Below are 4,451 nucleotides of genomic sequence, written 5' to 3'. Positions count from 1 at the left end.
ATCGTCAAGCTTTTAATCCAAAATCCCTGTCAGAAAACTGACAGGGATTTTTTTGCTCACTGATAAACTAATCCTGATTATTATTTCGCATAGCTTTTTATCTTACAGCTATTACTCTTGTGAGTATTTTCCGGCCCGCTTGCACCTTTCTGCTCTTTATTTTTTTATAGCTTTTACGCGCTTCCTCTGCTTAGATGTGTTCTTAAGTCCACCCTGTCTTCGAGTTCTTTTGTGCTTACAATTAATCTTAATGCTATCCAATCGAATTGGCTTCAACTTAAATCATTGGCTTCCTCTGCTCAGATAGCCGCGGTAATTAAGGCAAATGCATATGGTTTGGGCGCTGTCCGTGTTGGGCAAGCACTTTATGCTGCTGGCTGTAGGGAATTTTTTGTTGCGACTCTTGATGAAGCTTTATCTGCTCGAAAGTTTTTGCCGGCTGAAGTCAATATATATGTGTTGGGCGGCATTCGTAATGGGGAGGAACGAGATTTTATAGTAGCGAGGCTGGTCCCTGTTTTATGTTCTGTATCTGGAATAAAGAGCTGGGCCAAAATAAACGCTGATATGGGATTAGCGATGCCATCGGCAATAAAAGTTAATACTGGAATGACCCGATTCGGTCTTGATGTAGATGAGTTCAAAATATTTTGTTGTGATAAAAACTTAATTAAAACAGTTAATCCGGTTTTGTTGATGAGCCATCTGGCTTGTGCTGATGAGCCTGATCATCCTCTTAATGAATCCCAACTTGAAATTTTCCAATCCTGTGTTTCCCTAATGCGAAACGTCAAACCTGAAATCCGTTTTAGTCTAGCCAATTCTTCGGGAGTTTTTCTTGGCGAACAATGGCATTTCGATTTGGTGCGTCCTGGTGCTGCTCTTTATGGCATAGCACCGAATACAGACATAACTAATCCAATGAAAGCTGTTGTTAAATTGACATTACCTATTACCCAGGTGCGCAGATTGTCTGAGCCGGCAACCATAGGTTATGGCGCCGATGCTATTTTACCTAAAGGTGCCCGTATTGCTGTGGTGGCCGGTGGTTATGCAGATGGAATTAATCATAGTTTAGGCAGAAATCCCGAAGGTATTTTAGATGGGCAGCTAGTCCAATCTATTGGTCGTGTATCTATGGATGCTACTATTTTTGATATTTCTGGGATTTCATTATCGGATGAACAATTACTGCAATCCAATATTGAAGTAATAAATGATGAGCTTACCCTTGATTACCTGAGTAGAAAAAATAAATTGCTTGGCTATGAGGTTTTGACAAGTTTAGGGAATCGTTACCCGCGTGAATACCTATTGGGAGTTAGCCATGGCTGACGCAGGCAAAAATGACTTGGGAGCTTTGTGGGATATTGTTAAGAGACTAGCTGATGGCAAGTTTCATTCAGGCGAAGAGTTGGGAGGATTGTTAGGCGTTAGTCGTGCGGCGGTATGGAAACATCTTCAAAAGTTAGAAAATTTCGGTGTTGTTTTATCTTCAGTAAAAGGTCGCGGTTATTGCATCCATGGTGGGTTGGATTTGCTTGACCAGGATTTTATAAAAATAAATTTACAATCTCCCCTTACATTAGATATCCATATTTTTCCACAGATTGATTCTACGAACTCTTTTCTCATGCGCCAGGACAATCCAGCTATGAAGGTATGTTTTGCAGAGTTTCAGTCTGCTGGCCGAGGAAGGCGCGGGCGCAGTTGGATTAGCCCCATGGCGCAAAATATTTACTGTTCTATAGGTTGGGGATTTGAAGGGGGAGTTGCTGTTGTTGATGGATTGAGTTTGGCAATTGGATTGGCAATTGTCCGAACCTTGAAAAAATTTGGACTTTCCGGCTTGGCTTTAAAATGGCCAAACGATGTTTTGTATCAAAATAAAAAGCTCGCAGGCATTTTGATTGAAATGACTGGTGATCCAGCGGGATATTGTCAGCTAGTTATTGGTGTTGGATTAAATGTTTCAATGCAACAACAGCATGCGGAATCCATTGATCAGCCATGGGTAGCATTGAGCTCAATTTTAGCCGGTAAAAATATACCCATGATTTCTCGTAATCAATTGGCTGCCTCTTTACTGGATGAGTTGATGAACGTGCTGCAGGGCTACCAGAAAACTGGCTTTTCTGCGTACCAAATGGAATGGATGAGTGTAGCTGCATACACAGGGCAGCGAGTTGAGTTGCGCAATGGGCAATCATTATCGGAAGGCACCTTTTTGGGGGTTACACAATCAGGTGCATTGCAGCTTGCTACAGAAACTGGAATGCAGGTTTATCATGGCGGTGAGCTTTCATTAAGGGTTGCGCAATGATACTTGAATTGGATCTGGGAAATACGCGCTGCAAATGGCGTTTGCGCAAAGGAGAGGAAATTATAAATAGAGGTTCCTTGCCAACTTCAGGGGCGCCGAACGAACTGGTCGCAGCGCTGGATGAATATAGCGGGCAAATAAAGCGGGTATTGGTGGCTAGTGTGGTTGGAGTTGCGCTAGAGCAATCCCTTAATTTATGGAGTTTGGATTATCTTTCGGTAGCACCTGAATTTGCCAGGTCCACAAATAGTTGTTTGGGTATTGTGAATGGATATGAAGAACCTTGGCGATTAGGTGTTGACCGCTGGGTGGGCATGATTGCCTGTTATCAACAGTTAAATAAAGCATTTCTCCTGGTGTCCTTTGGTACTGCAATTACAGTGGATATTGTCTTGGAAAATGGACGGCATGCAGGAGGATTCATAGCTCCGGGAGTGAGTCTTATGCTAGATTCCCTTCAGCAAAATACACGTCAAGTTGCCCCGGATCGCAATTTTGAATTATTTAATTTGCACCCGGGAACCTCGACGACAGAGGCGGTTTATTGTGCAATTTCCGCTATGCTGGTAGGGCTGGTTGAGAACGGTCTGAAGCAATTACAAAGTGCCGCACCTAATGTTGGATTTGATATTGTTTTTGCAGGTGGCGATGCCTCCAAAATACTTCCGTTTTACCCGCAAGCGTTGTACAAGCCGGAATTGGTTTTGGATGGTCTTACTTATATTTTTGATAGTTCCAGGTGAGTAGAGAAAAATGCGAGCGATTTTTATTGTGCTATTAATTGCAAATTTGGCATTTTTTTCTCACCAGTATTTTCTCGGTGCTGGAGATGAAACTGTTTCGCCAGCAAATCAAGGATCTGATACAAAAAATGATTCAAAGAACAGCTTGCGTTTACTTTCAGAAGTCAATAGACAGGGCGATCTAACTAAAAGAGCAGAAGACATTGATAAAGCAAAATCTTCAGAAAACGAATCAAAAACTTCTGAGCTATGCACAATGCTTGGCCCCTATGAGCAGCTTTTGCAGGCCGAATATGCCGTTGAGCGTCTAAATGCTCTAGGGGTAAGCGCTCGCATCTCTCCGATTGAAATTCAGGAGGGGGAGTCTTTCTGGGTTTACTTGAAGCCGGAAATGTCCGAAAAGGAAGCCGTACGGCGATTGTATGAGTTGCAGAAGAAAAATATTGAAAGCCATGTGATTACTAAAGGCGAATTAACAAATGGAATTTCATTTGGGCGTTTTGCTGAGTATGCCGAAGCTGAGGTTAAACTGAATGAGGTTAAAAGCCAGGGGTATGAGGCGGCAATCAAACGTTTGCCTAAGACGATTCAGGAGACCTGGGTTGTTGTTGATGCCGGTTTTGCTGAAAAAGTAGGCGACTCAGTATGGGGCGACCTTCTTTCGAAGCAATCTGGCTTGGAAAAACGACAAAATTTCTGTTTAGGTGTTGCTTCTCAGTAAATGTTTCACTAGAATTCTGCCTCCACAAACAGCCGTGGTTAAAAAGCTGGCGTAGCTCAGTAGGTAGAGCAGCTGACTTGTAATCAGCCGGTCGGGGGTTCAATTCCTCTCGCCAGCTCCAATTTTGATCAGGCTTGTGTTCGTAACTGTGTGAATTTATTAAAAAAATAGATTGACAGTCCGATGTGTGGGCCGGAAAATGCCGGCGGTTTTCGGCAGGGGTTCCCGAGCGGCCAAAGGGATCAGACTGTAAATCTGACGCGTGAGCTTCGGTGGTTCGAATCCACCCCCCTGCACCAAATTCTCTTTTTGAGAAAGGCAAAAGCCTGAGAGCTAGCAGCCAATATCTGATTCAAGCGGGTATGGTTCAATGGTAGAACCTCAGCCTTCCAAGCTGATGGCGCGGGTTCGATTCCCGCTACCCGCTCCAAATTTTTAAAGAGTATCAGGCTCATATAGCTCAGTTGGTAGAGCACACCCTTGGTAAGGGTGAGGTCAGCAGTTCAAATCTGCTTATGAGCTCCAAAAATATGCTGCGAGAGGTGTTCTCTCGCAGCTTTTTTATCTGTGTAAAGTCATCTACGTCTGAGGAGGCGCTCGCAATGGCGAAGGAAAAGTTTGAACGTAACAAGCCCCACGTCAACGTGGGCACCATCGGTCACGT

4 protein-coding genes and 4 tRNA genes are annotated in these 4,451 nt (G+C 43.7%); all 8 read left to right on the top strand.

What is annotated here, in order from left to right; genetic code table 11:
* Positions 1 to 231: 231 nt before the first annotated feature.
* The 8 genes from alr to A596_RS04910 all read left to right on the top strand — a co-directional run bounded on the left by alr (position 232) and on the right by A596_RS04910 (position 4,312).
* The gene (gene alr, locus A596_RS04945; RefSeq protein WP_160280076.1) at positions 232 to 1,335 is read left to right on the top strand and encodes an alanine racemase; all 1,104 of its coding nucleotides are present in this window, start codon (positions 232 to 234) and stop codon (positions 1,333 to 1,335) included.
* Positions 1,328 to 2,323: a bifunctional biotin--[acetyl-CoA-carboxylase] ligase/biotin operon repressor BirA gene (gene birA, locus A596_RS04940; protein WP_039913048.1), complete on the top strand. Its 996-nt coding sequence runs from the start codon at positions 1,328 to 1,330 to the stop codon at positions 2,321 to 2,323. The genes alr and birA overlap by 8 nt, the downstream gene beginning before the upstream one ends.
* Positions 2,320 to 3,066: a type III pantothenate kinase gene (locus A596_RS21905; protein WP_052417243.1), complete on the top strand. Its 747-nt coding sequence runs from the start codon at positions 2,320 to 2,322 to the stop codon at positions 3,064 to 3,066. Before birA ends, A596_RS21905 begins: the two co-directional genes overlap by 4 nt.
* A gap of 10 nt (positions 3,067 to 3,076) precedes the next feature.
* Positions 3,077 to 3,787: an SPOR domain-containing protein gene (locus A596_RS04930; protein ID WP_039913047.1), complete on the top strand. Its 711-nt coding sequence runs from the start codon at positions 3,077 to 3,079 to the stop codon at positions 3,785 to 3,787.
* Positions 3,788 to 3,832: 45 nt separating this feature from the next.
* Positions 3,833 to 3,908, top strand: a tRNA-Thr gene (locus A596_RS04925).
* 94 nt (positions 3,909 to 4,002) lie between these two features.
* Positions 4,003 to 4,086 (top strand) — tRNA-Tyr (locus A596_RS04920).
* A 57-nt stretch (positions 4,087 to 4,143) separates the two neighbouring features.
* Positions 4,144 to 4,217 (top strand) — tRNA-Gly (locus A596_RS04915).
* Between the two features lie 19 nt (positions 4,218 to 4,236).
* Positions 4,237 to 4,312: transfer RNA gene (locus A596_RS04910), tRNA-Thr, on the top strand.
* The last annotated feature ends 139 nt before the right edge of the window (positions 4,313 to 4,451 follow it).

Origin of the sequence: Cellvibrio mixtus subsp. mixtus J3-8, assembly GCF_000766945.1 — a bacterium.
In the GTDB taxonomy this organism is placed as follows: Bacteria; Pseudomonadota; Gammaproteobacteria; order Pseudomonadales; family Cellvibrionaceae; genus Cellvibrio; species Cellvibrio mixtus_A.
This window is presented reverse-complemented; position numbering and strand designations above follow the sequence as displayed.

Bases quoted from the DNA above. Each gene is read 5' to 3' on its own strand.
- A596_RS04930 (WP_039913047.1), top strand. From the start codon at position 3,077: ATGCGAGCGATTTTTATTGTGCTATTAATTGCAAATTTGGCATTTTTT.
- birA (WP_039913048.1), top strand. From the start codon at position 1,328: ATGGCTGACGCAGGCAAAAATGACTTGGGAGCTTTGTGGGATATTGTT.
- A596_RS21905 (WP_052417243.1), top strand. From the start codon at position 2,320: ATGATACTTGAATTGGATCTGGGAAATACGCGCTGCAAATGGCGTTTG.